Consider the following 26,470-nt stretch of genomic DNA (forward strand, 5'->3'; position numbering starts at 1 on the left):
GGATGCCTATGAACCCGAATTATCTCGATTTCGAACAGCCGATTGCCGACCTGCAAGCCAAGATCGAAGAGCTTCGTCTGGTCGGTAACGACAACTCCCTGAACATCGGCGACGAAATCGCCCGCCTGCAGGACAAGAGCAGCACGCTCACCGAGAGCATCTTCAGCAATCTGACCAGCTGGCAGATCGCTCGCCTCGCGCGCCACCCGCAGCGTCCGTATACCCTGGACTACCTGCAGCACATCTTCACCGAATTCGACGAGCTGCATGGCGACCGCCATTTCTCCGACGACGCCGCCATCGTTGGTGGCGTTGCCCGTTTGAATGGCCAGCCGGCGATGGTCATCGGCCATCAGAAGGGGCGTGAGGTACGTGAGAAGGTGCGTCGCAACTTCGGCATGCCCCGCCCGGAAGGTTACCGCAAGGCCTGTCGCCTGATGGAAATGGCCGAGCGCTTCAAGATGCCGATCCTGACCTTCATCGATACCCCGGGCGCCTACCCGGGTATCGATGCCGAGGAGCGTGGCCAGAGCGAGGCGATCGCCTGGAACCTGCGTGTCATGGCGCGCCTGAAAACGCCGATCATCTCCACCGTGATTGGTGAGGGTGGTTCAGGCGGTGCACTGGCCATTGGCGTGTGCGACAACCTCAACATGCTCGAGTATTCGACCTACGCGGTGATCTCGCCGGAAGGCTGCGCCTCGATTCTGTGGAAGACCGCCGAGAAGGCGCCGGACGCCGCCGAAGCCATGGGCATCACGGCCGAGCGCCTGAAAGGTCTGGGTATCGTCGACAAGGTGATTGCTGAGCCGCTGGGTGGTGCACACCGTGATCCGGCCGCTGCCGCCGAATCGATCCGTCAGACGCTGGCCGCTCAGCTCGAGGACCTTCGCAAGCTCGACACCGACGCGCTGCTGGCCCGTCGCTACGAGCGCCTGATGAGCTACGGTATCGCCTGATGCCGCTTCACCCCGCAAGCAGGCCAATCGCCCCGATGGCCGCCATGCTTGCGGGGTTGCTCCACTGATCTGTCCAATGTCTCTCGAATCTGCGGTGCTTGCACGCCTTGCGGCCTGGCGTCATGCGCCTGCCTGGCGAGTAGCGTTTTCCGGCGGGCTCGATTCTTCCGTTCTGTTGCATCTGCTCGCCACGGCGGCCCGACAGCATGAGTTGCCGCCGATTTGCGCCGTTCACGTTCATCACGGGTTGCAGGCGGTTGCTGATCAGTGGCCTGCGCACTGTCAGCGCTTTTGCGATGAACTTGGTGTTTCTCTAAATATCGCGCCTGTACAGGTTGCGCCCGGAGCGAGCCTGGAGCGCGCGGCACGCGAGGCGCGCTATTCAGCATTTTCCGATTTGCTGAAAGCGGACGAAGTGCTTTTGCTGGCCCAGCATCAGGATGACCAGGCGGAAACCCTGCTTTATCGGCTGCTGCGTGGCGCCGGTGTGCGCGGGCTGGCGGCGATGGCGCAGAGTCGTTCATTGGGTGCGGGGCATGCGGTCAGACCGCTGCTGGAGGTGCCTCGCAAGACGCTGGAAGCCTACGCCGCTCGTCATGGGCTGCAGTGGGTGGAAGACCCCTCGAACGACGACAGCGGTTTTGCCCGCAACTTTCTGCGTCGAGACATCCTGCCTAAGCTGGCCGCTTATTGGCCCGGTGCACCGGCGGTACTGGCCCGCGCCGCGGCGCATCAGGCTGAGGCTCACGGGTTGCTGCGGGATCTGGCGGAAATCGATCTTGAACGCTGTCGCGGGCAGCTGGAGATTTCCTGGTTGGGTACTCCCTGTCTGGATCTGTCGGCGCTGCGCCAGCTCACCGAGGCGCGGCAGCGCAACCTGCTCAGGCACTGGCTGGACAATGAAACCCGTATGCCGGACAGCCGGCATTGGCAGGGCTGGGCGGATCTGCGTGATGCTGTCGCCGATGCGTCGCCCGTGTGGCGGCTGGAAAGCGGCGAGCTGCGCCGCCATGGCGATCAGCTGCTGTGGCTTGGCGAAGCATGGGGCGCGCCATGGGTGAGCCAGGAGCAACCTTGGCCTAACGGTGAACGCCCGCTCGAGCTGCCCGGCAACGGCATCGTTGCCTTTGCCGGGCCAGTTCCCGATGGGCGACTGAGCATCGCTTATCGGCAGGGCGGGGAGGTGCTCGACCTTCCAGGGCGTGGCCGGCGTGATCTGAAGAAGTTGCTCCAGGAAGCTGGCGTGCCCGAGTTCATCCGTCCGCGGCTGCCGCTGTTGAGGCGTGATGGCCAGGTTGTCGCGGTGGCCAATTTGCGGCTGGATCCTTCTGGCGCAGAACTGCGCTGGCAATTCTCATCGGTGGTGAGGCCTGTTGGGGCGTGGTAACGCCGGCCGTAGTTTTTGCTCGGCGCTAACTCGCTGATTTGTTGAAAGTTATCCCCGGCTCGGAAGTTACACCGGTAGCCGTTTTCACGCCGTACCAGCTTGCTGTTCTTCCCCCCTCAGGACCTTTCCGGTAGACTACGCTCCCGTCTCTATTCAGGTATTCGCTGCTTCTTCCGGAAGCGGTGGATGTTTGCTATTTGCCGGCATGGTTCGCCATGTTTGCTAAGGTGAACCAAGGCCTTCTCTGCTCCCCGGCGGCACGACCGCCACTGCTGACTTCTTAGGGTTTTTCATGACGCGCTTCATTTTCGTCACGGGTGGTGTTGTTTCTTCATTGGGGAAAGGCATCGCCTCGGCATCCTTGGCGGCAATCCTGGAGGCGCGGGGCCTGAAGGTCACGATGCTCAAACTGGATCCGTACATCAACGTCGATCCGGGCACCATGAGCCCGTTCCAGCATGGTGAGGTGTTCGTCACCCACGATGGCGCCGAGACCGACCTCGACCTGGGGCACTACGAGCGTTTCATCCGCACCACCATGACCAAGAGCAACAACTTCACCACCGGCCGCGTGTACGAAGACGTACTGCGCAAGGAGCGCCGTGGTGATTACCTGGGCGCGACCATCCAGGTCATTCCGCACATCACCGACGAGATCAAGCGCCGCATCATCAAGGGTGCTGGAGACGCCGACGTGGCCATGGTCGAGATCGGCGGTACGGTCGGTGACATCGAATCCCAGCCGTTCCTAGAGGCGATCCGCCAGCTGCGCGTGGAAGTGGGCGCCAAGCGCGCCATGCTGATGCACCTGACTCTGGTGCCATACATCGCCACCGCCGGCGAAACCAAGACCAAGCCGACTCAGCATTCTGTCAAGGAACTGCGCTCCATCGGCCTGCAACCCGACGTACTGGTGTGCCGCTCGGATCACCCGATCGATGTATCGTCGCGCCGCAAGATCGCCCTGTTCACCAACGTCGAAGAGCGCGCGGTGATAAGCCTGGAAGACGTCGACACCATCTACAAGATCCCGGGTGTGCTGCATGCCCAGGGCCTGGACGACTTCGTCGTCGAGCGTTTCGGCCTGGATTGCCGCGGTGCCGACCTTTCCGAGTGGGACCGCGTGGTGGACGCCAAGCTGAACCCGGAAAAGGAAGTCACCATCGCCATGGTCGGTAAGTACATGGAGCTGCTGGATGCCTACAAGTCGCTGATCGAAGCGATGAGCCATGCCGGTATCCAGAACCGTACCAAGGTCAACCTGCGTTACATCGACTCCGAAGACATCGAGAACCAGGGCACCGATCTGCTGCAGGGCGTCGATGCCATTCTGGTGCCGGGCGGTTTCGGCTTGCGCGGCGTGGAAGGCAAGATCACCACCGTCAAATATGCGCGCGAGAACAAGATTCCCTATCTTGGTATCTGCCTCGGTATGCAGGTGGCGGTCATCGAGTTCGCCCGTAATGTGCTGGGCTGGAGCGATGCCAACTCCACCGAATTCGATATCGCCAGCGGTCACCCGGTGGTCGGTCTGATCACCGAATGGCAGGACGCCACCGGCACCACCGAGTCACGCACCGAGGCCTCCGATCTGGGTGGCACCATGCGCCTGGGTGCCCAGGACTGCCAGCTGCTGCCGAACTCGCAGGTGCATGCCTGCTACGGCAAGGACGTGATCGTCGAGCGCCATCGACATCGCTACGAAGTGAACAACAACCTGCTGCCACAGCTCATCGACGCGGGTCTCAAGGTGACCGGTCGCTCTGGCGACGGCGCCCTGGTCGAAGTGGTGGAGAGTGCCGACCATCCGTGGTTCGTGGCCTGCCAGTTCCACCCGGAGTTCACCTCCACGCCCCGTGACGGTCATCCGCTGTTCAGCGGCTTCGTCAACGCAGCGCTCGCTCATCAAGCGAAGAAGGCCTGACCCATGGCACAGAAGACCGTTCGTGTCGGCAAGATCGACATCGCCAACGACAAGCCCTTCGTGCTGTTCGGCGGCATCAATGTGCTGGAGTCCCGTGACCTGGCCATGCGTGCCTGCGAGGAATACGTGCGGGTTACCGACAAGCTCGGCATCCCCTACGTGTTCAAGGCCAGTTTCGACAAGGCCAACCGCTCCTCGGTGACTTCCTTCCGTGGCCCTGGCCTGGAAGAGGGCATGAAGATCTTCGATGAAGTGAAGAAGACCTTCGGCGTACCGGTGATCACCGACGTTCACGAACCCTACCAGGCGCAACCGGTGGCCGATGTCTGCGACATCATCCAGCTACCGGCCTTCCTGTCCCGGCAAACCGACCTGGTCGTCGCTATGGCCAAGACCGGCGCGGTGATCAACATCAAGAAGGCGCAGTTTCTGGCTCCCCAGGAGATGAAACATATTCTCGCCAAGTGTGTCGAAGCCGGGAACGATCAGTTGATCCTCTGCGAGCGCGGCTCGTCCTTCGGGTACAACAACCTGGTGGTCGACATGCTCGGCTTCGGCATCATGAAGGCCTTCGAATACCCGGTGTTCTTCGATGTTACCCATGCCCTGCAGATGCCGGGTGGTCGTGCGGATTCCGCCGGCGGGCGTCGCGCCCAGGTCACCGAGCTGGCCAAGGCCGGCATGAGTCAGGGCCTGGCAGGTCTATTCCTCGAGGCGCATCCGGATCCGGAAAACGCCAAGTGCGACGGCCCGTGCGCATTGCGTCTGGACAAGCTAGAGCCGTTCCTGGCGCAGCTCAAGCAGCTGGATGATCTGATCAAAAGTCAGGATCCGATCGAAACCGCCTGATGGCGTTTCCCGGTCTCGTCTGTTTCACCGCCCGGCCTTTTGGCCGGGTTTGTATGTCCGGCTGGCTGCCATCGCGTGCGGCCGGTCGCGATCAGCGAATGCAGCAGTGCGTTTTCGACAACTTCTGGAGAGCTTACAAGAATGGCAAAGATCGTCGACATCAAGGGTCGTGAGGTTCTCGACTCCCGTGGCAACCCCACCGTGGAAGCGGACGTAATCCTCGACAACGGCATCGTTGGCAGCGCCTGTGCGCCGTCCGGTGCCTCCACCGGTTCGCGCGAAGCGCTGGAACTGCGTGATGGCGACAAGAGCCGTTACCTGGGTAAGGGCGTGCTGAAGGCCGTGGCCAACATCAATGGCCCGATCCGTGATGCGCTGCTGGGTAAGGATCCGGTCGACCAGAAAGCCCTCGACAAGACCATGATCGAGCTGGACGGCACCGAGAACAAAGCCAAGCTGGGCGCCAACGCCATCCTCGCCGTGTCCCTGGCCGCTGCCAAGGCTGCCGCTCAGGATCAGGATCTGCCGCTGTACGCGCACATCGCCAACCTCAACGGCACCCCAGGCCAGTACTCCATGCCGGTGCCGATGATGAACATCATCAACGGCGGCGAGCACGCCGATAACAACGTCGACATCCAGGAGTTTATGGTGCAGCCGGTAGGCGCCAAGACCTTCTCCGACGGCCTGCGCATGGGCACCGAAATCTTCCATCACCTCAAGGCTGTGCTGAAGGCTCGTGGCCTGAACACCGCGGTAGGTGACGAAGGCGGCTTCGCACCGAACCTGACCTCTAACGAAGACGCCTTGTCCGCCATCGCCGAAGCCGTTGCCAACGCTGGCTACGAGCTTGGCAGCGACGTGACCCTGGCCCTGGACTGCGCGGCTTCCGAGTTCTATGAAGATGGCAAGTACAACCTGTCCGGTGAAGGCAAGTCGTTCGATGCGGAAGGTTTCGCCGAGTACCTCAAGGGGCTGACTGAGCGCTTCCCGATCATCTCCATCGAAGACGGTCTGGACGAGTCCGACTGGGCGGGCTGGAAGATCCTTACCGACAAGATCGGCGCCAAGGTTCAGCTGGTGGGTGACGACCTGTTCGTGACCAATACCAAGATCCTCAAGGAAGGCATCGACAAGGGCATCGGTAACTCGATCCTGATCAAGTTCAACCAGATCGGCTCGCTGACCGAAACCCTGGAAGCCATCCAGATGGCCAAGGCGGCCGGCTATACCGCGGTGATCTCGCATCGCTCGGGCGAAACCGAAGACAGCACCATCGCCGACCTGGCTGTCGGTACTGCCGCTGGTCAGATCAAGACCGGTTCGCTGTGCCGTTCCGACCGCGTCTCCAAGTACAACCAGTTGCTGCGTATCGAAGAGCAGCTGGGCGCCAAGGCGCTGTACCGCGGTCGCAGCGAGTTCCGCGGCTGAGTCAGGTTCGTGCGGCAGGGGCAATTTCCTGCCGCGCGGGCTTCCCTGGAGCACCGCCAGGCTCACTGGCAGCCTTGCCGGATAGCAATGACGCAGGGAGAATCCACGGATGTCCGCCGCCGCGACCCTTTCCTACCCGAGTGCCTCACCTGCCATGCGTAGTCCTTACTGGCTCTTTCCCGTTCTGATCATTGTGCTTGCAGGCCTGCAGTATCGCCTGTGGGTGGGCGAGGGCAGTCTGGCGCAAGTGAGTGAGCTGCAGCAGCAGATCGCCGATCAGCAGGGCGAGAACGAGCGCTTGCTCGAACGCAACCGCATCCTCGAAGCCGAGGTGATGGAGCTGAAGAAAGGTATGGAAACCGTCGAAGAACGTGCCCGCCACGAGCTGGGTATGGTCAAGGACGGCGAAACCCTCTATCAGTTGGCTGAATGAACACACCTGATCTGCCGCCGTTCTGGGCGGTAATTCCGGCCGCTGGCATCGGCAGCCGCATGCGTGCCGACAGGCCCAAGCAGTATCTGCAGCTGGCCGGCAAGAGCATTCTCGAACACACCCTCCACTGTTTTCTCGATCACCCCTGCCTGCGTGGTGTGGTGGTCAGCCTGGCCGAGGACGATCCGTTCTGGCCATCGCTCGATTGCGCCCATGATGCGCGAATCCACACCGCTGCCGGCGGGGCCGAACGCGCCGACTCGGTACTCAACGCCCTGATGCGTCTGGCCGAGCTGGGTGCTGGTGAACAGGACTGGGTGCTGGTGCACGATGCCGCACGGCCGAATCTGGCTCAGTCCGATCTGGATCTGCTGCTGGCCGAATTGGCCGACGACGCCATCGGCGGGCTGCTCGCCGTGCCGGCCCGCGATACCCTCAAGCGCGTGGGTAGCGATGGCCGCGTGCGCGAAACCATTGATCGCTCGGTAATCTGGCAGGCTTACACGCCGCAGATGTTCCGTCTCGGCGCCTTGCATCAGGCACTGGCTGAAGCCTTGGTGTCGGACGTCGCGGTCACCGATGAGGCCTCGGCCATGGAATGGGCAGGGCAAGCGCCGCGGCTGATCGAAGGCCGGGCGGACAACCTCAAGGTCACCCGCCCGGAAGACTTGCACTATCTGGAGCGCCTCTGGCGAGGCCGCCACTGAGTCACAGTCTGGAGCTTAGTGAATCCACTTCTTGGCGTTCTTGCCGATGTTGCGTTCCAGCACCGAAGTTAGCTTGTTCATGGCGCCGTCGATAGCCTGCTGCAATTCGCAGGCATCAAAAGACACCGACATCGGGTCACGCCCCTTCATCCGCGCTTCGACCTTGCAGCGTTTGTCCTGGGGGCCGCTCTTGAGGGCGTTCTCGTCCGAGAGGTGGATTTCCACCCGTGTGAGATGTTCTTCGTAGCGCTGAAGTTTGTTGCGCACTCGACTGCGAATGTCAGTCTTGAAGGCCATGGAGGTATCGACGTGCTTTCCGCTGTTGACCATGACTTGCATAACCCTGTCCTCATACTGGTGGTTTGCAACGCCCCGAGCAGGGGCCTCATGGATTCCGACGGAGTGCGGGCGGCGGTGTTCGCCGGCGCTTGTGACATTCTGTGAGCGCTGGGCTTGCAGGCACCGGCATCAGGCGTATTCAGGGCGCTTGGCAAGACCGTAACGTAATGCGTCGATCAACTGCCTGACCTTGGGCGACAGATGACGCTGTTGGGGATACAGCGCCCACACCGCGGTGTTGGGTGGTTGGTGATTGTCGAGCAGCGATACCAGGGCGCCGCTGCGCAGATGCTCGAGCACGTAGTAATCCGGCAACTGACACAAGCCGAGCCCGGCCAGGGCTGCGTCCAGAACGGCCTGGCCGCTGTTGCAGCGCCAGTTTCCGTTGATTCGCTGCGAAGCTTCACGGCCTTCGAGTTGAAAGGCCCAGACATCGCTGCTGCCAATCAGGCAGTTGTGCCGGGCCAGTTCCGACAGGCTGTGGGGGCGCCCGTAGCGCTGCAAATAGTCCGGCGATGCGCACAGGTACATGCGCCGAGGTGCCAGGCGGGTGGCCAGCATGCGTGAATCCTGCAGACGGCCGAGGCGGATGGCGATGTCGAAGCCGTCCTGCACCAGATCGAGGGTGCGATTGCTCAGCTCGATTTCCACGGAAAGCCTGGGGTGGCGCGCCATGAAGCTGGTCACCAGCGGCACGATGAAGCGCTCGCCGTAGGCCACCGCGCAGGTCATGCGCAGCAGACCCTTGGGCTCGCTGCCCAGGTCGCCGACGGCGTTCAGTGCCTCCTCGCGCGCGTCCTGCAGGCGCTGGCAGTGCTGCAGAAAGGTCTGGCCGGCTTCGGTCAGCGCCACCTTGCGTGTGGTGCGGTAGAACAGGCGGGTATGCAGGCGTTCTTCGAGGCGCGCTATCTGCCGGCTCACCTGCGAAGACGAAAGCCCCAAGCGTTCTGCCGCTGCGGTGAACTGGCCGCATTCGGCGACGGCAACGAATTCGTCCAGCCCTTCCCAGCGGCTCACGGCATCACTCGCGACATTATCGATTATCCCTGTAGAGCAATAATGTTTTGCATTCTGCCTGATTATCTCAATCGATGGCTCTACTACACTCGTCGCCATCGCAATTCATCTGGAGAGCCGAAACATGATCAAGTCGCGCGCCGCTGTAGCCTTTGCCCCCAACGAGCCGCTGAAAATCGTCGAAGTGGATGTCGAGCCGCCAAAGGCCGGCGAAGTGCTGGTGCGCATCGTCGCCACCGGCGTGTGCCATACCGATGCCTACACCCTGTCCGGCGCCGACTCCGAAGGCGTGTTCCCGTCGATCCTCGGTCATGAAGGCGGCGGCATCGTCGAGGCTATCGGCGAAGGCGTGACCTCGGTGGCCGTCGGTGATCACGTGATCCCGCTGTACACCGCCGAATGCCGCAAGTGCAAATTCTGCCTGTCCGGCAAGACCAACCTGTGCAGTTCGGTGCGCGCCACCCAGGGCAAGGGCCTGATGCCCGACGGCACCACGCGTTTCAGCTACAACGGCGAGCCGATCTATCACTACATGGGCTGCTCGACCTTCTCCGAGTACACAGTACTGCCGGAAGTGTCCCTGGCCGTCATTCCCAAGGAAGCGCCGCTGGAAAAGGTCTGCCTGCTCGGTTGTGGCGTGACCACCGGCATCGGCGCCGTGCTCAACACCGCCAAGGTGGAAGAGGGCGCTACCGTGGCGATCTTCGGCCTGGGCGGTATCGGCCTGGCGGCGATTATCGGCGCGAAGATGGCCAAGGCCTCGCGCATCATCGCCATCGACATCAACCCGGCCAAGTTCGACGTGGCTCGGGAGCTGGGTGCGACTGATTTCGTCAATCCGAAGGATTACGACAAGCCGATCCAGGACGTCATCGTCGAGCTCACCGACGGCGGTGTGGACTACAGCTTCGAGTGCGTCGGCAACGTGCAACTGATGCGTGCTGCGCTGGAATGCTCGCACAAGGGCTGGGGCGAGAGCGTGATCATCGGCGTGGCCGGTGCTGGCCAGGAGATCAGCACTCGTCCGTTCCAGCTGGTGACCGGTCGCGTCTGGCGCGGCAGCGCCTTCGGTGGCGTCAAAGGTCGTACCGAACTGCCAAGCTACGTCGAGAAGTCGCAGAGCGGCGAGATTCCGCTGGACACCTTCATCACCCACACCATGGGGCTGGACAAGATCAACGACGCCTTCGACCTGATGCATGAAGGCAAGAGCATCCGCACCGTCATCCACTACTGATCAGTAGGGTGGGCAGCGCCGTCGCAGGACGGCTTGCCCATCGCCCGTGAGGATTTGCCATGACCTTGGAAATCGTATCCAGCAACAAGAGCTTCGGCGGCTGGCACAAGCGCTACAAACACCGCTCCTCCAGCCTCAATTGCGACATGGTCTTCGCCGTCTATCTACCACCCCAGGCCGAGCAGGGCGTCAGGTTGCCGGTGCTGTACTGGCTGAGCGGCCTGACCTGCACCGACGAGAACTTCATGCAGAAGGCCGGTGCCCAGCGCATGGCCGCCGAATTGGGGTTGATCATCGTCGCGCCGGACACCAGCCCGCGGGGCGAAGGTGTGCCGGATGACGCCAACGGTGCTTATGACTTCGGCCTTGGTGCCGGCTTTTACGTCAACGCCACCCAGGAGCCTTGGGCACGCCATTACCGCATGTACGACTATGTCGTGCAGGAGTTGCCGGCGCTGATCGAGGCCAACTTCCCGGTTTCGGATAAACGCGGTATCGCCGGTCACTCCATGGGCGGTCACGGTGCGCTGATCTGTGCGCTGAAGAATCCGGGTCGTTACCAGTCGGTATCGGCGTTTTCGCCGATCGCCAACCCGGTCAATTGCCCGTGGGGCGAGAAAGCTTTCAGCAACTATCTGGGTGAGGACCGCTCGCGCTGGCGCGAGTGGGATGCCAGCCTGCTGATCGCCGAGGCCGGGGAGAAACTGCCGATTCTGGTTGATCAGGGCGATCGCGATGATTTCCTCGACGGCCAGCTGAAACCCCATGCGCTGGAAGCAGCGGCGAAGGTAGCGAATCACCCGCTGACGCTGCGTCTGCAGCCAGGTTACGACCACAGCTATTACTTCATCGCCAGCTTTATCGAAGATCACCTGCGTCATCACGCGGAGGCGTTGGCTGGCTGAAGTAGTGCTTCGGTAGGAGAGACCTTCGCTGGCATGACTGGGCGTGCCCGCCCGCTGCCACAGGTTTCCGCTCATATTGTGGGAGCGGGCCATGCCCGCGAAACGATAGTGAAAGCACAGAATGGAAAAAGGGCGCTGCAGACCAAGTCCGCAGCGCCCTTTTTTAACGCCTGACGATTACTCTCCCAGGCTGGAACGCAGCATCCAGGCGTTCTGCTCGTGCACGCCGATGCGCGCTACCAGCATGTCGTGGCTGAACAGGTCGCCAGCCTCTTCGGCCAGCTCCGCGAACTCGCTCATGCGTCGGGCAGCGGTTTCGTTGTCCAGCACCAGTTGCTTGATCATTTGCGGCGTGGTGCCGTGGGGCGCCTCGTTGTCGATTGCGCTCAGCGAGCGGAAGGTTTCCCCGCCAGTCGGTACCAGCTTGCCCAAGGCGCGGATGCGTTCGGCAATTTCGTCGGCGGCCTGATGCAGTTCGTTGTACTGCCCATCGGTCAGCTTGTGCAGGCCATAGAAGTTGGCGCCTTGCACGTTCCAGTGCACACCCAGTGTCTTCACATACAAGGTGTAGCTGTCGGCCACTGCCTTGGTCAGCGCCTCGGCGACCTTCTCGCGAGCACCGCGATCAACGCTGGTGTTGATGCTCAGGCCATCGCCCTGGGGTTTAGATTGTGCAGCCTTGGGTGCAGCTTTGGTCTTGGGTTTGGCTACTGCCGGTTTCTTTGCTACGGCCATGATGGTCTCCATGGTTGCTAGAAATTCTGCTCTCTCTTGTCGACTCCCCAAGTTGGCAAAACATTCCCACGTTTTTCGACGCGTTCACTTCGCGGCGCAGGTTTCGCCGGTAATCGCCGGGCGAAATCACGGCCTCGCCGCCTGGCCTGATTGCGGTGCAAGTCCGCCTCGCCCCGCGCTTTCGGGTAGAATCGGCCTTTTTGCGAGGGCAGCGGCTCATGCGGATTGGCCATGGTTACGACGTGCACCGGTTCGGCGACGGGGATTTCATCACCCTGGGCGGGGTGCGCATTCCCCACAAGTTCGGCCTGGTTGCCCATTCCGATGGCGACGTGGTGCTGCATGCCCTGAGCGATGCGCTGCTGGGCGCCGTGGCGCTCGGCGACATCGGCAAGCACTTCCCGGATACCGACCCAAACTTCAAGGGCGCCGACAGCCGCGTGCTGCTGCGTCACGTGGTCGGCATGGTGCACGCCAAGGGCTGGAAGGTTGGCAACGTCGACGCCACCATCGAGGCTCAGGCGCCGAAGATGGCGCCGCATATCGAGACCATGCGCAAGCTGATCGCCGAAGACCTGCAGGTCGAACTCGATCAGGTCAACGTCAAGGCCACGACCACCGAGAAGCTCGGTTTCGTCGGCCGTGAGGAAGGCATCGCCGTACACGCCGTCGCGCTGCTGGTCAGCGCATGACCGAACAGGAACTGCTCGGCCCGCGCGCCCATGGCGAACCCTGCGGTCAGGCCGTCCTCAAGGCCACGGCCGAGGACTTTCAGGTCGACGAAGTGTTGGACATCGAACTCTCCGGCGCCGGTGAGCACCTGTGGCTGTGGGTCGAAAAGCGCGGGCTGAATACCGAAGATGCCGCACGCCGTCTGGCGCGCGCCGCGGGCGTGCCGATCCGGCTGATCAGCTACGCCGGCCTGAAGGACAAGCAGGCGCTGACCCGACAATGGTTCAGCCTGCACCTGCCGGGCAAGTACGATCCTGATCTGAGCGCCGCCCAGGACGATACCCTGACGATCCTCAAGCAGGTGCGCCACAGCCGCAAGCTGCAGCGTGGCGCCCATGCGGCCAATGGCTTTACCCTGCGTCTGATCCAGCTCAAGGCCGAGCAGGCCGCGCTGGAGCAGCGCCTGCAGGCGATCCGCGAGCAGGGTATTCCCAATTACTACGGCGCCCAGCGCTTCGGTTTCGAAGGCGGTAACGTCGCCCATGCCCGACATTTCGCCCAGCGCGGTGAGCTGCCGGAAAAGCGCAATGTGCGCTCGCGGGTGTTGTCGGCGGCGCGCAGCTTTCTGTTCAACCGCGTACTGGCCGAGCGTGTGGCGGTCGGCACCTGGAACCAGGCGCTGCCCGGCGACCTGTTGGCATTCACCGACAGCCGCAGCTTTTTCGCCGCTGGTGAGGCCGAATGCCGGGATCCTCGTCTGGCTGAACTGGACCTGCATCCCACCGGGCCGCTGTGGGGCGAGGGCGCTTCGCCTGCCCTGGGCGCCACGCTCGATCTCGAGCAGCGCGTCGCTGCTGCCGAGCCACAGCTGACGGCGTGGCTCGCACAAGCGGACATGGCGCACGAACGGCGTATCCTGCGCCTCCCCATTAGCGGTTTGACGTGGCATTATCCCGAGCCTGACATTCTGCAACTGGAATTCGTCCTGCCGGCTGGATGTTTTGCCACCGCTCTGGTGCGCGAAATCGTCGAGCTTTTGCCGGCAGGGCAGACGGACAACCCATGCGTATTCTGATTTCTAACGATGACGGCGTGGCCGCACCGGGCCTCGCCGCGTTGCATGCTGCGCTGGCTGATTACTCCGACTGCACGGTGATCGCTCCCGATGGTGACCGCAGCGGCGCCAGCAGCGCGCTGACTCTGGATCGCCCGCTGCATCCGTGCACGCTGGCCAATGGTTACATCAGCCTCAACGGCACGCCCACCGACTGCGTGCACCTGGGTATCAACGGCCTGCTGCCCGACGTCCCAGATCTGGTCGTCTCGGGCATCAACATGGGCGCCAATTTGGGTGACGACGTGCTGTATTCCGGCACCGTCGGCGCCGCGCTCGAAGGCCGTTTTCTGGCCCGGCCGGCATTCGCCTTTTCGCTGGTTTCGCGGTCGGCCGAGAATCTGGGCACTGCCGCCCATTTCGCCCGCAAGCTGGTCGAGGCTCACGAGCAGCTCGACCTGCCGCCGCGTACGGTATTGAACGTCAACGTACCGAACCTGCCGCTCGAGAGTATCCGTGGTGTGCAGCTGACCCGCCTGGGCCACCGTGCCCGCGCCGCCGCACCTGTTCGGGACGTCAACCCGCGTGGCAAGGCCGGCTACTGGATCGCTGCTGCCGGGGATGTCGAGGATGGCGCCGAGGGCACCGACTTCCACGCCGTCATGCAGGGCTACGTGTCGGTCACGCCGCTTCAGCTGGACCGCACTTATCAGGATGGACTCAACCGCCTCAAACCCTGGCTGGAGGGGTTGATGAAATGAATCGGGAGCATGACCGCCACGGGATTGGCATGACCTCGCAGCGCACCCGCGAACGCCTGATCCAGCGACTCTATGAAGAAGGGCTGTCCAACGCCGGGGTGCTCGAGGTGATCAGGCGCACGCCGCGTCATCTGTTCGTCGATGAAGCCCTGGCCCATCGCGCCTATGAAGATACGGCGCTGCCGATCGGCCACAACCAGACCATCTCGCAGCCTTATATGGTGGCGCGCATGAGCGAGCTGCTGCTCGCCGCCGGGCCGCTGGACAAGGTGCTGGAGATCGGCACCGGCTCCGGCTACCAGACGGCGATCCTGGCGCAACTGGTCGAGCGGGTGTTCACCGTCGAGCGCATTCAGGGGCTGCAGGAACGGGCGAAGGAACGATTGATCAAACTCAGCTTGCGCAATGTGGTCTTTCGTTGGGGCGACGGCTGGGAAGGCTGGCCGGCTTTGGCGCCTTATAACGGCATCATCGTGACCGCAGCAGCCTCGGAAGTGCCCCAGGCGCTGCTGGATCAGCTGGCTCCGGGGGGGCGCCTGGTGATCCCCGTCGGTTCAGGTGACGTTCAGCAACTGTTATTGATCATTCGCGAGGAACAGGGTTTCTCCCGGCACGTACTCGACGCAGTACGGTTCGTGCCCCTGCTTAACGGCCCCTTGGCCTGATTCAAATCGAACGGAAGGATGCATGAAGAAAACCTTGTTGCTGTATACCAAAGGAATGGCGATGGGCGCGGTCGATGTGGTGCCTGGTTTCTCCGGCGGCACCGTTGCCCTCATCACCGGTATATACGATAAGCTTCTTGCGTCCTTCGCCGCCATGCCCAAGGCGCTTATGCTGGTCGCCCGCGGGCGCATCGGCGCGGCCTGGCGGGCTTGCAACGCCAGCTTTCTGCTGGTGGTTCTGCTGGGCATTCTCAGCAGCATCTTTACCCTGGCCCGGGCCATCAGCTACCTGATGAACGAACACCCGGTGCCGCTGTGGGCCTTCTTCTTCGGGCTGGTACTGGTGTCCGTCTACCTGGTGGGGCGCGAGGTGCAGGCCTGGCGCGGTAACCGGTTGATCGGCTTTTCCGTCGGCCTGGCATTCGCATTGTGGATTACCCTGGCGGTGCCCATGCAGCTATCTGCCGATCCACTGATGCTGTTCTTCGCCGGCGCTATCGCCATCAGCGCGATGATTCTGCCGGGCATCTCGGGCAGCTTCATTCTGGTCTTGCTGGGCCTTTACCCGGTGGTGCTGGGGGCGGTGAAGAATTTCGATCTGGCCGTGCTCGCGGTGTTCTGCGCAGGCTGCGTGCTTGGCCTGCTGACCTTCTCGAAGGTGTTGAGCTGGCTGCTCGCTCATATGCGCGACCTGACCATGGCCTTTCTTGCAGGGCTGATGCTTGGTTCGCTGGTCAAGGTCTGGCCCTGGAAACAGACGCTGACGTGGCAAACCAACCGGCACGGTGAATCGTTTCCTCTTGAGCAGGTCAATCTATTGCCCTGGCAGTTCGCCGATATCAGCGGCGAGGATGCACAACTGCTGCTGGCCATCGTGCTGAGTCTGTGCGCCATTGCCCTAGTGTTGGGCGTCGAGTGGCTGGCGCGCCGCCAGGTTGAAGAGGTATGAGGTTGCCGCGTTCGTTACCGGTCGCTCGAGGCCGTCTGCAAGGGAGATTGGGGTGAGTTCCACAGCCAAACAAGGACTGCGTTCCTCGGGCATGCTGCGCAACCTGCTGGTGTTGGTCGCCGTAGGTGCGCTGTCGGCCGGCTGCGCCAGCTCGCCATCCGGCGGTGTGCAGGTCGTGGATCGCAACAACGCGGCGGCGCAGCGTCAGCCGGTTACATCCGGCCAATACCGTGTGCAACGTGGCGATACACTTTACTCCATCGCCTTTCGCTATGGGTGGGACTGGAAAGCACTGGCAGCACACAACAGCATCGCACCGCCTTACATGATTCGTGTTGGCCAGGTTATTCGCTTCGGCTCGGGGAGTTCGAGCAGGCCTGTCGTGGCTTCTACGCCGACTGTCTCAACACCCGTGGTGACCACGCCTAGCCGGCCATCTACGTCAGTGCAGACTCCTCCAGCACAAACGCCTGCGCGGCCCTCGACACCGGTTGTAGTGACGCCTGCAACCACGCCCGTGCAGAGCGTTCCTCGCTCTTCGACCGGCTGGGCATGGCCCGCTGGTGGTGCGATTATCGGCCGATTTTCCTCAAACGGTAGTTTGAATAAAGGCATTGATATAGCAGGGGAATTGGGACAGCCTGTCCTTGCTGCGTCTGGTGGAACCGTTGTATACGCCGGGAGTGGGTTACGGGGCTACGGCGAATTGGTGATCATCAAACACAGCGATACCTACGTGAGTGCCTACGGCCACAACCGCAGGCTGTTGGTACGGGAGGGGCAGCAGGTCAAGGTCGGGCAACAGATTGCCGAGATGGGCTCTACGGGAACTGACCGGGTGAAACTTCACTTTGAAATTCGCCGCCAAGGTAAGCCTGTAGATCCAATGCAATACCTGCCAAGCCGTTGATCTGTCGCTCGTTCACCCGCTCACGTGGGATGGACGGGCTCGGATGTAGCCAAGGAGAAGGGCACATCGGAGCTTGCTGGTCGAACTCAGCAAGGGACGGAATAATAAAATGGCACTCGATACCAAGGCAGCGCCGGAGTTTGACATCGATGACGCCGTGCTCCTGATGGAGCCTGACATCGATCTTGACGAGGCTAATGACAAAGCGGCCTGTGCCAAGGTCGCCACGCGCAGCAAGGCCAAGCAGCCGGCCGGCAGCAAGCAGCATAAGTACATCGACTACACCCGGGCGCTCGACGCCACTCAGCTTTACCTCAACGAAATCGGATTTTCTCCCCTGCTTACCCCGGAAGAAGAGGTGTTCTTCGCGCGTCTCGCGCAGAAGGGCGACCCCGCCGGGCGCAAACGCATGATCGAAAGCAACCTGCGGCTGGTGGTGAAGATCGCCCGGCGCTACGTGAATCGCGGGTTGTCGCTGCTGGACCTGATTGAAGAAGGCAACCTGGGCCTGATTCGCGCTGTCGAGAAGTTTGACCCGGAGCGCGGTTTCCGTTTCTCCACCTACGCAACCTGGTGGATCCGGCAGACAATCGAGCGGGCGATCATGAATCAGACCCGCACCATCCGCTTGCCTATTCACGTCGTCAAAGAACTTAACGTCTACCTGCGCGCCGCGCGGGAGCTTACCCAGAAGCTCGACCATGAGCCTTCCCCGGAAGAAATCGCCAACCTGCTGGAAAAACCGGTGGGAGAGGTCAAGCGCATGCTGGGCCTGAATGAGCGCGTATCCTCGGTGGATGTGTCGCTGGGCCCAGATTCCGACAAGACGCTGCTCGATACCCTGACCGATGACCGTCCTACGGACCCTTGCGAGTTGCTGCAGGACGATGATCTGTCCCAGAGCATCGACCAGTGGCTTTCGGAGCTGACCGACAAGCAGCGTGAAGTGGTGGTACGCCGCTTCGGTCTGCGCGGCCACGAGAGTTGCACGCTCGAAGAGGTAGGCCAGGAAATTGGCCTCACCCGTGAGCGCGTGCGGCAGATCCAGGTCGAAGCACTCAAGCGCCTGCGCGAAATACTTGAGAAAAACGGCCTTTCCGCCGACTCGCTGTTCCAGTAACGCCCGGCCTGCCAGGCCCTCGGCCAGTCAGCTTGCTGACTGGCTTTTTATTGTCTCGGGCTTTGGATGGAGAAATGAAAACGGCGCCTCAAGGGCGCCGTTTTCGTCAGGCCATCGATCAGACCGGCGAGACATCTCGCAGCTGCAGCAGCGTATCGGACTGCGCCTGAACAGCACGGTACTGCTCGGCATCCTTGATCAGGACCGAGGCAGGCACGGGGAAGATCTCGTTCAGCTTGGTGCTCCACTCGGCTGAGGCCGCCTGCTCGGGGAAGCAGCGGCGAATCAGGTCGAGCATGATCGAAACGGTTACCGAGGCGCCTGGAGAGGCACCCAGCAGAGCGGCGATGGAGCCGTCCTGAGCCGCCACCAGTTCGGTACCGAACTGCAGGATGCCGCCTTTCTTGGCGTCCTTCTTGATGATCTGCACACGTTGACCAGCAATCTCCAGGCGCCAGTCGCTGGCTTTGGCCTCCGGGTAGAAGCCGCGCAGGGTATTGAGGCGCTGCTCCTGGGACTGCATGACTTCCTTGACCAAGTAACGGGTCAGGTCGAAGTTGTCGCGGGCAACGGCCAGCATCGGGCCGATGTTGTTCAGGCGCACCGACATCGGCAGGTCCAGGAACGAGCCCTTCTTCAGGAACTTGGTGGTGAAGCCGGCATAAGGCCCGAATAGCAGCGATTTCTTGCCGTCGACCACACGGGTATCCAGGTGCGGTACCGACATGGGCGGTGAGCCGACTTCGGCCTGGCTGTATACCTTGGCCTGATGCTGGTTGACCACCTCCGGGTTGTCGCAGCGCAGCCACTGGCCACTGACCGGGAAGCCACCGAAACCCTTGCCCTCTGCGATGCCGGACATCTGCAGCAGGGGTAGGGCGCCGCCGCCGGCGCCGAGGAATACGAAGCGCGCCTGGATCTGGCGATGATTACCGCTTTGCTGATCCTTGGTGCTCACACGCCAGCCGTGCTCGTTGCGGGTGAGATCAGTGACGCGCTGATTGAAGGTCACACGGGCATTGCTCTGCTGAACCAGATGATCGAGCAGGCTCTTGGTCAGCGCGCCGAAGTTGACATCGGTGCCATTGGCCACGCGGGTCGCTGCAATCGGCTCGTTCGGGTCACGGCCCGGCATCATCAACGGCATCCACTCGCTCATGGTGGCGCGGTCTTCGCTGTACACCATGTCTTCGAAAGCGTGATGCACGTGCAGCGCCTCGAAGCGCTTCTTGAGGTAGTCGATGCCTTTCTGGCCACGGACGAAGCTCAGGTGCGGTACCGGGTTGATAAAGGACTTGGGCGAGCCAAAGGTGCCTTTCTTGACCAGGTGGGCCCAGAACTGCTTGGACTCCTCGAACTGAGCATTGATGCTCACGGCTTTCTTGATGTCGATGGAACCGTCGGCGGACTCGGGGGTGTAGTTGAGTTCGCACAAACCGGCATGCCCGGTGCCCGCGTTGTTCCACGGGTTGGAGCTTTCTGCCGCGCCGGCGCTCATTGCCTCGACGACTTCCAGTTTGATGCCAGGGTCGAGCTCCTTGAGCAGCACGGCCAGCGTTGCGCTCATGATGCCGGCACCGACCAGCACTACATCTACAGCTTCGTAATCGTTCTGCGCCATTACCACATCTCCAAAAAATCAGCGTCCAGTCATAGGCCGTCGGCCTGGGCGTCAAAGGCGCCTGTCAGCAGCGGTTGCAGAGCTGTAATGAGGAATGGGATGACGGAAGGAGGTCGCCTTGTCCTGCCGCAAGCTGATTCATATGTTCGCCACACTCTTGTGAAGTTATTGAAACCGTTTTTTCACGTTCTTTTGGAACGCGAACCTCAAAAGTTCATGTGCCTGTTGGGCCGTCTCAGCCGGCAGATGTTCCGCGAAAACGCAGCTTCTGCAGCGGGTGATGGCCTTCGATATCGAGCAGCACGAAGTGGGCGACTCTCTGTGGCGTTGCCGATGGCATGAGTGCATCAGCGGTACGGCGATGCCGATCAGGAGGCGTCCTTATAATCGGGGCGCGATTATAAGGCGAAAGCGGGGGAAGTGATCAGCTGCGTGTGACTTTTATTGCACACGCATCAGGGTAGGAAAACGCCCCTATGAGCGCTCAGTGGCGGGTAAATGCGCTTTTAGGTAAGGGCGCGCCAAGCCAGCTCAGACGTTGCTCGTTGACCTCATGCCAGCCTGCAGGGCCCGGCGGCTGGGCGCTCTGGCGAAAGGCCCGGCAAATGCCGTGCTCGTCCAGACAGGCAAAAATGCGCGGGCTAGGGGCGCTGGCGACTTTCTTGAGGAATGCACGCATCAAACAAGCTCCGTTCATGCAAAGCGACCAAAGTCTTATACCGCCAGCATGTGACGAGCAGGTGACGCGGAACCGCGCTGACCGTTTACAGGTCGATTCGTTATACTTCGCCAGCCTTTAGCGCCCCTCATGGAGAACCGAGTATGAAACGCCTGTTGTTTGGTCTGGTTGCCGTTTTCAGTCTGGCTCTTGTTGGTTGTGCCCACAGCCCGCAGCAACTCAGCCCGCAGCCCAAACTGACCGGGCCGCTCAACGCGGTAGGCCAGGGCCAGCCTGTGGTGGTGCGGGTGGTCGATGGACGTCCTTCTCCGGTGCTGGGCACCCGAGGCGGTCTGTACCCTGAAACCAGCGCGATCAGCGTTTCCGGCCAGGACATTCTGCCCAAGCTGCAGGCGCAGGCCGAAGCTGCTGTGCGTTTGCTGGGTTTCACCCCGACGCCAAACGCTTATAACGCACCGCAGCTGACCCTGACCCTGGCCGAGCTGAAATATCAGTCGCCCAAGGAAGGCATGTACGTGACTGAGGCCGACATGACCGCCAGCTTCCGAGCTGATGTGCAGAACAGCAATCGTCGTTACAGCGGCCGCTACGGCGCTTCGTTGAACCAGCGTTTCGGCATGGCGCCGAACCAGGAAACCAACACCAAGCTGGTCAGTGATGTGCTGAGCGACGCGCTCACCCGTGCATTCAAGGATCCGACCCTGGGGCAGATCCTCAACGGTCAGTAACTGCCGGCAGATGCAAAAAAGCCCCGACTCGTCGGGGCTTTTTCGTTTTTCGGGGCAACTGAATCAGAGCGGCAGACCAGCCTTGACGCGATATTGGTTACGCACCGGCATCGCGTACTGCAGGATCAGGTAAGGCTGTTGTTCGCTCGGGCAGCGGCTCAGGCGCTGTTGCCACTGTTCCTTGGCGGCGGCCAGCTCGTCTGCGCCGAACAGCGATTCGGCTGCCGGCACTTCAAGCTGCGGATCGCGCTCGCTCCACATGGCGTAGGCCAGGTAGTGCACCGGGAACAGCCGGTAGCCGGTGAGGATCTGCGCATCGGTCAGCGCTGCCAGCTGCTTGGCATCCTCGAAGCCGCTGGTGATCGGGTCGCCGAAATGCACATGCACGCGGCCCTTGTAGCCAGTGATGCCAAGGCCGATGCTCTTGTCATCCTCGCCCGGCTGCTTGGTGTAGCTGCCGGTAGTAGCGCGGGTGTACAGCTCGCGCGCCTTGGCCTGGTCACAGGGATCGTATTCGTAGCTGATCGACACCGGGGTCAGTTTGAGGCTGGCGATGACGTCGGCGAACGGCTCGTCCTTGCGGCTCATGTGAAACATCTTGAGGATTGCCGAATCGGTGCGGTCATCACCGTCCTTGGCGCGGCCTTCTGCCTGGGCGATCCAGATCGATTCGCCATCCTGCCCGATCGAGTGGCTGATGTAGGCCGACAGCAGCTGGTAGGCCGCGAGTTTTTCGCGACGCCCGGTGATCGAGCGGTGCACGATGAAGCTCTTGTTCAGGCGCATCAGGTCGCTGACGAAAGGCCTCTGCAGTAAATTGTCGCCGATGGCGATGCGCGGCGTCTGTAGGCCGGCGTGATACACGGCGTAATTGACGAAGGCCGGGTCCATGACGATGTCGCGGTGGTTGGCCAGGAACAGGTAGGGGCTGCCGGCCTTCAGCGTTTCCACGCCCGAGTAGGTCACGCCATCGGTGGCGTGCTCGACGGTGCGGTCGATATACGGCTCGATAGATTCCTGCAGCGCGCGAACCGAATCGATATGGCGGAACTGCGAACGCAGCCGATGAGCTATAAAAGGTTTGAGCGCCCAGCCAAACGGGCCGGCCAGGCGCGGAAAACGAAACTGGGTAAGGATGTCGAGAAACGCATCGTCGGCCAACAGGCGCGCCAGAACCGCTGGAATTTCCGCGTCGGCGTAGGGTCGGATGCTGTCGAATTCGCCCATCATGATCTCTTGTGATTATCGCTGCGATTGAAGAGTTGAAAGCGCTGCGCCCCGTGCCGTGATAACGCCTGATGACAGCGTGACGGCAACCCGGGAGCGGCAAGTGGTCGAGCATTATACCCTGCAAGTCACCCGGAGGCGCCCCATGTTGGAAACCCAGGATTACCAGTGCCCCTATTGCGGTGAACCGGTCGAGGCTGTGCTGGATTTGTCAGCGGGCGATCAGCAATACATCGAGGACTGCCCGGTATGCTGCAGGCCCATCGTCTTTCTGCTCGAAACCGATGGGCAGAGCTGGCATCTGGATGTGCGCGGGGAGAACGATTGATGAAGCGCGTTTACGAGCCGCAGGACTTGATGGAGGGCGAGTTGCTCAAGGCCATGCTGGCCAGCGAAGGCATCCGGGCACATCTGGTCGGCGCCCATCTGTCTGGCGCCGTGGGCGAACTGCCGGCCTGCGGGCTGCTTGGCATGCTGGTCGAGGACGTCGACGCCGAGCGCGCCCGCTGGTTGATCGGCGAGTACAATGGCGCGCAACCGCTACCCGGTGACGAGCCGGACTCTGTTCAGGGCGTATTGCTGTGTTGAACAGCTTGCGCCACCCATCCCGATGAGCCCTTCATGAGTGGACGCTTCGCGCTGTTTCGCTGGACGCCCGCCTTCGCGGCGCAGCCTGGTTTTCCCGCTGACCAGCTACCGCACTGGAACCTGGCACCTGGCTCCCAGGTGTTGCTGCTGCGCAGCGCACATGAGCAGCCCGCCTTGGTTCGTGCGCGCTGGGGGCTGACGCCCGCCTGGCTCAAGGATCTGTCGAAGACGCCATCCCACGCCCGTGCCGAAACCCTGAGCGAGCAGCCGATGTTTCGCGAGGCGTTTCGTCTGCGCCGCGGCCTGATTCCTGCCAACGGTTTCTATGAATGGCGCGGCGCGGCGCGCAAGCGCCCGTACTGGCTGAGCGGCGAGGATTCGCTGCTGTATTTCGCAGCGGTATGGCAGGCCTATCCAGTGGAAGGGCACGTGTACCTGAGTACGGCCATGATCACCCAGGCGGCCGCGACGCTGCGTCGCCCCTTGATTCTCGATACCGAGCAACGGCAGCGCTGGTTGGCCGCCGATACGCCGCCTGAGGAATTGCAGGCGCTGCTCGTCGCCAAGCCGATAGCGCTGCGCGAACGCGTGTTGAGCAATCTGGTCAATGACCCGAAGCTCGACGGGCCGGAGTGCCTGACGCCTGCCTGAGGCTTTGCTTGCACTGAAATACGGGCAGCCCCTAGCATACCTTTCTTAGTTACCAGGGAGATCCAGCATGAAACCGTCGTTGTCCATCACCACGCTGACCGCGGCTCTGCTGCTGGCAGGATGCCAAGCCGTCAATACCACCAGCGGTGGCTCGGTCGGCGTCGAGCGCAAGCAGTACATGTTCAGTGCGCTGTCGACCGATGAGGTCAACCAGATGTATGCCCAGTCCTATCAGCAAACGTTGAAGGAAGCCTCCAGCCAGGGCGCGCTGGACAAGAACAGTGCCGAGGCCAAGCGCTTGCAGCGTGTGGCCGACCGCCTGATCAAGCAGGCGCCGCTGTTCCGTCCGGATGCGGCCCAGTGGCAATGGGAGGTCAACCTGATCAAGAGCCCTGAGCTGAACGCCAACTGCGGCCCAGGCGGCAAGATCATTTTCTACACCGGCATCATCGACAAGCTGAATCTTACCGATGACGAAATCGCCGCGGTCATGGGCCATGAGATCGCCCATGCCCTGCGTGAGCACGGCCGCGAAGCGATGTCCAAGGCCTATGGCGTGAACTTGGCGAAGCAGGGCGCTGCCGCGCTACTGGGCGTCAGCTCGGACCAGATGGCACTGGCCGATGCTGCAGTGAATTACGGCATGACGCTACCCAATAGCCGCGGCAACGAGAACGAAGCCGACCTGATCGGCCTCGAACTCGCTGCACGTGCAGGCTACAACCCCAATGCGGCGGTCAGCCTGTGGCAAAAGATGGCCAAGGCCAGCGAAGGTGCGCCGCCAGAGTTCATGAGCACGCACCCATCCTCGTCGAGCCGTATCGCCTCGCTGCAGGCGGCTATCCCGAAAGTCATGCCACTGTATCAGCAGGCCAAGAAAGGCTGATCACGATGTGAAAAGCCGCCACCGTCTGCTTGGTGGCGGCTCAGCTTCAAGGCCAAAACCTTGTGCCGGCGTTGGTTTTGTCCCTGGGAGTTCAGCCGTTTAAAAAGCCACTCAACAGCATGGCCTGGTACGCCGCATAGATCGCCAGTACGGCGAAGGCGAGGGCGGCAAGCCGGCGAATCAGAGTGAGCGGCAGGCGGTCGGCCGCAAAGTTGCCGGCCAGCACCACCGGTACGTTGGCGATCAGCATGCCCAGCGTAGTCCCCAGCACCACCATGATGAAGTGTGGGTACTGGGCGGCGAGCATCACTGTCGCCACCTGGGTCTTGTCACCCATCTCCGCCAGGAAGAAGGCCACCAGGGTGGTCAGGAACGGCCCATAGCGTTTGAGGCTGGAGCTTTCGTCATCGTCGAGCTTGTCGGGGATCAGTGTCCACAGTGCCACGGCGATAAAGGACGCCGCCAGAATCCAGCTCAGCAGCGCGGGCGAGAGCAGACCTGCGACCCAGTTGCCTACCGCGCCGGCGGCCAGGTGATTGGCAAGGGTGGCGGCGACCATGCCCCAGATGATTGGCCAGGGCCTGCGAAAGCGTGCGGCCAGCAACAGGGCGAGCAGTTGCGTCTTGTCGCCGATTTCCGCCAGGGCAACGATCAGAGTGGGAACGAACAGGGATTCCAGCATCAGGCTTCCTAAAGGGGCGGGTAGACACGGCTATGACACGGACGACCTCCCCGCCCCGGGTAAGGTGTTCGTGTCATAGGTCTTGTCAAACCCTGTGCGGCGTTCGAGCCGAACGGCGCAGATCCATCTCGGCGGATCTTGGGTCGCACGCACCATGGTCTGTGGACCAAGTATGTTGATGCATGCCGGGCGAGCTGGTGCTCGCGGGAGACTACTCCCCTAGGACGCGCGCATTCTGCCCAAACGCCTCACGTTGGGCAAGGCCTGCGCCGCTCTGCCGCAGGCGACCTGCGTTACGGGCGGGTCGCCTGGTAGATACGAAAGCCATCGGCATCGGCCAGGGTCTGGCAGGGGCCGATATGCTGTTCGATCAGCGGCGGGTACTTGAGAAAACGGTTGGCCACCAGGCGGATCTGGCCGCCCTTGCGCAGATGCTGCGAGGCCTGGCGCATCAGGTCTTCGCTGGCCTGGTAATGAGTATGTACGCCCTGATGGAAGGGCGGGTTGCTCAGAATTGCGCTCAGTTCGAAGGGCGCGGCGGCAATACCATCGCCGCTGATCACCTCGGTCTGCAGCCCGTTGGCGGCCAGGGTCAGGCGGCTGCTGGCGACGGCGAAGGCGTCGACGTCCAGCATCGTGACTTGGCTTTGCGGATAGCGGCGCTTGAGCACTGCACCGAGCACGCCTGCGCCGCAGCCGAAGTCGAGCAGATGGCCATCTGGCAATTGATCCAGGTATTCGAGCAGCAGTGCGCTGCCGATATCCAGGCGGCCGTGGCTGAATACACCGGGCAGGGTGACTATCTCGAGGGGGCCGTCAGCCAGCGGCAGGCTGTAGCGCTGAGCCAGTGCGTTCAGGTCGGGTTCGGCCGGAGCCAGATCAACCCGCACCTCCCACAGCTGGCAGTGGCGTGCGCTGTCGAGCTTGCGCGGCTTGCCGTAGGCGGCCATCTGCTTGGCGGCACGTTCGACGCCGGCGCGCTTCTCGCCCACCAGATACAGCGGTTTGCCGGGCAGGCGGGAGGCCAGGGCGTCGAGCAGATAGGCCGTCAATTCGCGGGACTTAGGCAGGAACAGCACGGCCGTCTCGCAGGCGGCCGCCGGCGGCATGACGCCAAAGGCGCTACGCCCGGCAAAACGCCCTTCCAGTCGGGCGTGATCGCCTGCATGCCAGCTCCAGCCTGCAGCCTGTGGTAGCTGCCCGAGCAGATCATCGGCCGGCAAGCCCGCGAGCAAGGCGGGGCCAGCGAATAGTTCGGCCTGGCGCAGCAGCACTTCACTTCGCGGATCCATCAGCTATACCCCGGCAAAAGCGCGAAGGGTAGGGGCGTGGACCTTAAGCTGCAAGCCCGAGG

General features: G+C 62.1%; 28 protein-coding genes and 1 riboswitch. Of the genes, 21 read left to right on the top strand and 7 right to left on the bottom strand.

All coding sequences use genetic code 11. From position 1 onward, the window contains the following. The first annotated feature begins 8 nt into the window (after positions 1 to 8). From FB481_RS02195 to ispD, 7 genes are all read left to right on the top strand, one after another. On the top strand, positions 9 to 959 hold the full coding sequence (locus FB481_RS02195) for an acetyl-CoA carboxylase carboxyltransferase subunit alpha (protein ID WP_147174937.1): 951 nt from the start codon (positions 9 to 11) through the stop codon (positions 957 to 959). Positions 960 to 1,035: 76 nt separating this feature from the next. Next, complete coding sequence (tilS, locus tag FB481_RS02200) at positions 1,036 to 2,346, top strand: tRNA lysidine(34) synthetase TilS (RefSeq protein ID WP_147174938.1); 1,311 nt, start codon at positions 1,036 to 1,038, stop codon at positions 2,344 to 2,346. A gap of 292 nt (positions 2,347 to 2,638) precedes the next feature. Continuing rightward, on the top strand, positions 2,639 to 4,270 hold the full coding sequence (locus FB481_RS02205; protein WP_147174939.1) for a CTP synthase: 1,632 nt from the start codon (positions 2,639 to 2,641) through the stop codon (positions 4,268 to 4,270). A gap of 3 nt (positions 4,271 to 4,273) precedes the next feature. Beyond that, on the top strand, positions 4,274 to 5,119 hold the full coding sequence (gene kdsA, locus FB481_RS02210) for a 3-deoxy-8-phosphooctulonate synthase (protein WP_147174940.1): 846 nt from the start codon (positions 4,274 to 4,276) through the stop codon (positions 5,117 to 5,119). Between the two features lie 141 nt (positions 5,120 to 5,260). Beyond that, positions 5,261 to 6,550: a phosphopyruvate hydratase gene (gene eno, locus FB481_RS02215; protein ID WP_147174941.1), complete on the top strand. Its 1,290-nt coding sequence runs from the start codon at positions 5,261 to 5,263 to the stop codon at positions 6,548 to 6,550. 154 nt (positions 6,551 to 6,704) lie between these two features. Beyond that, positions 6,705 to 6,983, top strand: coding sequence for a cell division protein FtsB (gene ftsB / locus FB481_RS02220; RefSeq protein ID WP_147175038.1), 279 nt, complete (start codon positions 6,705 to 6,707; stop codon positions 6,981 to 6,983). Continuing rightward, positions 6,980 to 7,690: a 2-C-methyl-D-erythritol 4-phosphate cytidylyltransferase gene (ispD, locus tag FB481_RS02225; protein WP_147174942.1), complete on the top strand. Its 711-nt coding sequence runs from the start codon at positions 6,980 to 6,982 to the stop codon at positions 7,688 to 7,690. The genes ftsB and ispD overlap by 4 nt, the downstream gene beginning before the upstream one ends. A gap of 15 nt (positions 7,691 to 7,705) precedes the next feature. On the opposite strand, the gene FB481_RS02230 is transcribed toward ispD, so the two are convergent. Further along, positions 7,706 to 8,029 (bottom strand): HPF/RaiA family ribosome-associated protein, encoded by a 324-nt coding sequence (locus FB481_RS02230; RefSeq protein ID WP_093503850.1) that lies wholly within the window; start codon positions 8,027 to 8,029, stop codon positions 7,706 to 7,708. 129 nt (positions 8,030 to 8,158) lie between these two features. Further along, on the bottom strand, positions 8,159 to 9,046 hold the full coding sequence (locus FB481_RS02235) for a LysR substrate-binding domain-containing protein (protein WP_147174943.1): 888 nt from the start codon (positions 9,044 to 9,046) through the stop codon (positions 8,159 to 8,161). A 124-nt stretch (positions 9,047 to 9,170) separates the two neighbouring features. Between FB481_RS02235 and FB481_RS02240 the strand changes: the two genes are divergently transcribed. Together FB481_RS02240 and fghA are read left to right on the top strand one after the other, a co-directional pair. After that, positions 9,171 to 10,283 carry an S-(hydroxymethyl)glutathione dehydrogenase/class III alcohol dehydrogenase gene (locus FB481_RS02240; RefSeq protein WP_147174944.1) on the top strand — a complete coding sequence of 371 codons (1,113 nt, stop codon included), beginning with the start codon at positions 9,171 to 9,173 and terminating at the stop codon, positions 10,281 to 10,283. A 59-nt stretch (positions 10,284 to 10,342) separates the two neighbouring features. After that, positions 10,343 to 11,188 carry an S-formylglutathione hydrolase gene (fghA, locus tag FB481_RS02245; protein WP_147174945.1) on the top strand — a complete coding sequence of 282 codons (846 nt, stop codon included), beginning with the start codon at positions 10,343 to 10,345 and terminating at the stop codon, positions 11,186 to 11,188. Positions 11,189 to 11,365: 177 nt separating this feature from the next. Here fghA and FB481_RS02250 read toward each other — a convergent pair whose 3' ends face one another. Continuing rightward, complete coding sequence (locus FB481_RS02250) at positions 11,366 to 11,923, bottom strand: Dps family protein (protein WP_147174946.1); 558 nt, start codon at positions 11,921 to 11,923, stop codon at positions 11,366 to 11,368. 218 nt (positions 11,924 to 12,141) lie between these two features. Between FB481_RS02250 and ispF the strand changes: the two genes are divergently transcribed. From ispF to rpoS, 7 genes are all read left to right on the top strand, one after another. After that, entirely contained in the window at positions 12,142 to 12,615 is a 474-nt protein-coding gene (gene ispF, locus FB481_RS02255; RefSeq protein WP_147174947.1) for a 2-C-methyl-D-erythritol 2,4-cyclodiphosphate synthase, read from the top strand. Then, positions 12,612 to 13,670, top strand: coding sequence for a tRNA pseudouridine(13) synthase TruD (gene truD, locus FB481_RS02260; RefSeq protein WP_147174948.1), 1,059 nt, complete (start codon positions 12,612 to 12,614; stop codon positions 13,668 to 13,670). The genes ispF and truD overlap by 4 nt, the downstream gene beginning before the upstream one ends. After that, positions 13,658 to 14,410 (top strand): 5'/3'-nucleotidase SurE, encoded by a 753-nt coding sequence (surE, locus tag FB481_RS02265; RefSeq protein WP_147174949.1) that lies wholly within the window; start codon positions 13,658 to 13,660, stop codon positions 14,408 to 14,410. Before truD ends, surE begins: the two co-directional genes overlap by 13 nt. Positions 14,411 to 14,439: 29 nt before the next feature. After that, a complete protein-coding gene (locus FB481_RS02270; RefSeq protein ID WP_178109822.1) occupies positions 14,440 to 15,075 on the top strand; it encodes a protein-L-isoaspartate(D-aspartate) O-methyltransferase in 636 nt (211 codons plus the stop codon). Between the two features lie 22 nt (positions 15,076 to 15,097). Next, positions 15,098 to 16,024: a DUF368 domain-containing protein gene (locus tag FB481_RS02275; RefSeq protein ID WP_147174951.1), complete on the top strand. Its 927-nt coding sequence runs from the start codon at positions 15,098 to 15,100 to the stop codon at positions 16,022 to 16,024. A gap of 91 nt (positions 16,025 to 16,115) precedes the next feature. After that, positions 16,116 to 16,934: a peptidoglycan DD-metalloendopeptidase family protein gene (locus FB481_RS02280; protein ID WP_167363135.1), complete on the top strand. Its 819-nt coding sequence runs from the start codon at positions 16,116 to 16,118 to the stop codon at positions 16,932 to 16,934. Between the two features lie 109 nt (positions 16,935 to 17,043). Then, on the top strand, positions 17,044 to 18,054 hold the full coding sequence (gene rpoS, locus FB481_RS02285; RefSeq protein WP_093503828.1) for an RNA polymerase sigma factor RpoS: 1,011 nt from the start codon (positions 17,044 to 17,046) through the stop codon (positions 18,052 to 18,054). 118 nt (positions 18,055 to 18,172) lie between these two features. On the opposite strand, the gene mqo is transcribed toward rpoS, so the two are convergent. After that, positions 18,173 to 19,675 (bottom strand): malate dehydrogenase (quinone), encoded by a 1,503-nt coding sequence (gene mqo / locus FB481_RS02290; protein WP_147174952.1) that lies wholly within the window; start codon positions 19,673 to 19,675, stop codon positions 18,173 to 18,175. An 822-nt stretch (positions 19,676 to 20,497) separates the two neighbouring features. Between mqo and FB481_RS02300 the strand changes: the two genes are divergently transcribed. Next, positions 20,498 to 21,082, top strand: a complete 585-nt coding sequence (locus FB481_RS02300) for a YajG family lipoprotein (protein ID WP_093503823.1) — start codon at positions 20,498 to 20,500, stop codon at positions 21,080 to 21,082. Positions 21,083 to 21,145: 63 nt separating this feature from the next. Here the strand turns inward: FB481_RS02300 and FB481_RS02305 are convergent, their stop codons facing one another. Then, positions 21,146 to 22,309 carry a 1-acyl-sn-glycerol-3-phosphate acyltransferase gene (locus FB481_RS02305; RefSeq protein WP_147174953.1) on the bottom strand — a complete coding sequence of 388 codons (1,164 nt, stop codon included), beginning with the start codon at positions 22,307 to 22,309 and terminating at the stop codon, positions 21,146 to 21,148. Between the two features lie 145 nt (positions 22,310 to 22,454). Here FB481_RS02305 and FB481_RS02310 point away from each other — a divergent pair, with 145 nt between their 5' ends. The 4 genes from FB481_RS02310 to FB481_RS02325 all read left to right on the top strand — a co-directional run bounded on the left by FB481_RS02310 (position 22,455) and on the right by FB481_RS02325 (position 24,434). Continuing rightward, complete coding sequence (locus FB481_RS02310) at positions 22,455 to 22,637, top strand: CPXCG motif-containing cysteine-rich protein (protein WP_075929669.1); 183 nt, start codon at positions 22,455 to 22,457, stop codon at positions 22,635 to 22,637. Beyond that, entirely contained in the window at positions 22,637 to 22,897 is a 261-nt protein-coding gene (locus FB481_RS02315) for a DUF2007 domain-containing protein (protein WP_147174954.1), read from the top strand. The genes FB481_RS02310 and FB481_RS02315 overlap by 1 nt, the downstream gene beginning before the upstream one ends. Before the next feature lie 33 nt (positions 22,898 to 22,930). Beyond that, positions 22,931 to 23,548, top strand: coding sequence for an SOS response-associated peptidase (locus tag FB481_RS02320; protein WP_147174955.1), 618 nt, complete (start codon positions 22,931 to 22,933; stop codon positions 23,546 to 23,548). A 67-nt stretch (positions 23,549 to 23,615) separates the two neighbouring features. Beyond that, positions 23,616 to 24,434, top strand: coding sequence for a M48 family metallopeptidase (locus FB481_RS02325; RefSeq protein ID WP_093503817.1), 819 nt, complete (start codon positions 23,616 to 23,618; stop codon positions 24,432 to 24,434). Between the two features lie 91 nt (positions 24,435 to 24,525). On the opposite strand, the gene FB481_RS02330 is transcribed toward FB481_RS02325, so the two are convergent. Both FB481_RS02330 and FB481_RS02335 read right to left on the bottom strand, forming a co-directional pair. Beyond that, complete coding sequence (locus FB481_RS02330) at positions 24,526 to 25,113, bottom strand: TMEM165/GDT1 family protein (protein ID WP_093504271.1); 588 nt, start codon at positions 25,111 to 25,113, stop codon at positions 24,526 to 24,528. A 91-nt stretch (positions 25,114 to 25,204) separates the two neighbouring features. After that, positions 25,205 to 25,348: riboswitch (yybP-ykoY riboswitch) on the bottom strand. Between the two features lie 61 nt (positions 25,349 to 25,409). Then, a complete protein-coding gene (locus FB481_RS02335; RefSeq protein ID WP_147174956.1) occupies positions 25,410 to 26,408 on the bottom strand; it encodes a methyltransferase in 999 nt (332 codons plus the stop codon). Positions 26,409 to 26,470: the final 62 nt, after the last annotated feature.

The organism is Pseudomonas sp. AG1028 (assembly GCF_007993955.1).
Classification (GTDB): Bacteria; Pseudomonadota; Gammaproteobacteria; order Pseudomonadales; family Pseudomonadaceae; genus Aquipseudomonas; species Aquipseudomonas straminea.